The sequence below is a fragment of the Rhodococcus sp. OS5 genome, assembly GCF_056837585.1.
In genome coordinates, this window is record NZ_CM166368.1 from 1,931,916 (window position 1) to 1,933,777 (window position 1,862).

At 63.0% G+C, this 1,862-nt stretch carries 2 protein-coding genes; both read left to right on the top strand.

Annotated elements, in window-relative coordinates; translation table 11 throughout:
- The first annotated feature begins 2 nt into the window (after positions 1-2).
- Complete coding sequence (locus tag ACVZUB_RS09150) at positions 3-758, top strand: CoA transferase subunit A (protein WP_007730192.1); 756 nt, start codon at positions 3-5, stop codon at positions 756-758.
- 41 nt (positions 759-799) lie between these two features.
- The gene (locus ACVZUB_RS09155) at positions 800-1,405 is read left to right on the top strand and encodes a 3-oxoacid CoA-transferase subunit B (protein WP_039973146.1); all 606 of its coding nucleotides are present in this window, start codon (positions 800-802) and stop codon (positions 1,403-1,405) included.
- Positions 1,406-1,862: the final 457 nt, after the last annotated feature.

Genomic DNA, 1,862 nt, shown 5'->3' on the forward strand with positions numbered 1-1,862 from the left:
GGATGAGCAAAGTCGTGAATACGGCAGCTGAGGCAGTTGCCGACATCGCGAGTGGATCCAGGCTCGCAGTGGGCGGCTTCGGGCTGTGCGGTATTCCCGACGCACTGATCGCGGCGATCGCCGACGGCGACGCCACCGATCTCGAGGTGTTCTCCAACAACTGCGGTGTCGACGACTACGGTCTCGGCATTCTGCTCGGCGCGCACCGGATCGCCAGGGTGACGGCGTCGTACGTGGGGGAGAACAAGGAGTTCGCGCGCCAGTATCTCGCCGGTGAGCTCGAAGTGGAGTTGACGCCGCAGGGGACGCTGGCCGAGCGGCTGCGAGCAGGCGGTACCGGCATCCCGGCGTTCTACACTCCGGCCGGCGTCGGCACCCCGATCGCCGAGGGCGGCTTGCCGTGGCGATACAACCCGGACGGTTCGATCGCCGTGGCGTCGCCACCGAAGGCGACGGCAGTGTTCGGTGGCCGCACGTATGTATTGGAAGAGGCGATCACCGCTGACTTCGCGCTCGTGCACGCGGACTACGGCGACACCGAAGGAAATCTCGTCTTCAACAAGACGGCGATGAACTTCAACCCGCTTGCTGCCATGGCCGGCCGGATCACCATCGCGCAGGTGGAGAACCTCGTCGAGCCGGGCGACATCGACCCCGCACACGTGCACCTACCTGGAGTGTTCGTCGCGCGGGTCGTGCACACAGGCCCACAGGAGAAGCGGATCGAGAAGCGGACCGTATCAGGAGGTACCAAGTGACCAGTGCAGAGGAAACCCGTATCGGTTGGACTCGCCACGAGATGGCCGCTCGCGCTGCCGCCGAGATGCGGCCGGGGGAGTACGTCAACCTCGGCATCGGCCTGCCGACTCTGATCCCCAGTTACCTGCCCGAGGGCGTCAAGGTGGTCCTCCACAGCGAGAACGGCATCCTCGGTACCGGACCGTATCCGACCGATGATCAGGTCGATGCCGACCTCATCAATGCCGGTAAAGAAACCGTCACCGTCAATTCAGGCGCCGCGTTCTTCGACTCGGCTCTCTCCTTCGGCATGATCCGCGGTGGTCACATCGACACCGCGGTGCTCGGCGGGATGCAGGTGTCGAAGACCGGTGACCTTGCCAACTGGATGGTGCCGGGCAAGATGGTGAAGGGTATGGGCGGGGCGATGGATCTGGTCCACGGTGCCCGCCGCGTCATCGTCGTGATGGAGCACACCGACCGCGACGGCAATCCCAAGATCGTCGAGGCCTGCACGCTGCCGCTTACCGGTCAGAGCGTCGTCAACCGGATCATCACCGACCTGGCAGTGCTGGACGTCACCGCGGACGGGCTGCAGCTTGTGGAGCTGGCTCCAGGGGTCAGCAGCGAGCACCTGAAGAGTGTGACTGGTGTGGGCTTTTCCTGAAGCTTCGTACCGTAAATCGAAGAACGCGCCGACCGCTGGTCGGCGCGTTCTTTCGTCGGTCTGTCGGCGAGTACCGATAGTCTCGATCAGCGACTGTCGAATCTCGTTCGAGCTCAGACACCCAGTACCCGGCGGCCCTGTAAATTGTCCGAGGTGACTGATGTGGATTGGGGTGTAGATCGTCGGTTGCAATTGATTGTCCCAGGGGGAGAGGTGTCGCGCGCCGCGTCTGAACGGTGCGTTTCGGCAATGCGATCGGGGGGTAGATGAGCTGGGCGATTTGTAACGAATTGCAACAAAACCGTCGATACACCGGGGTATGGATTTCTCTTGTCACCTATGTATCGGAGACAATGGGTGGTTCTGGCTCGTCGAGGTTGGATGAGGTCGGTAGCTGCTGCGAATCGGACGTTCGGCTCGCACGGGTGCGCAATGGTGTGGAAGAGAGGCTGTGGGC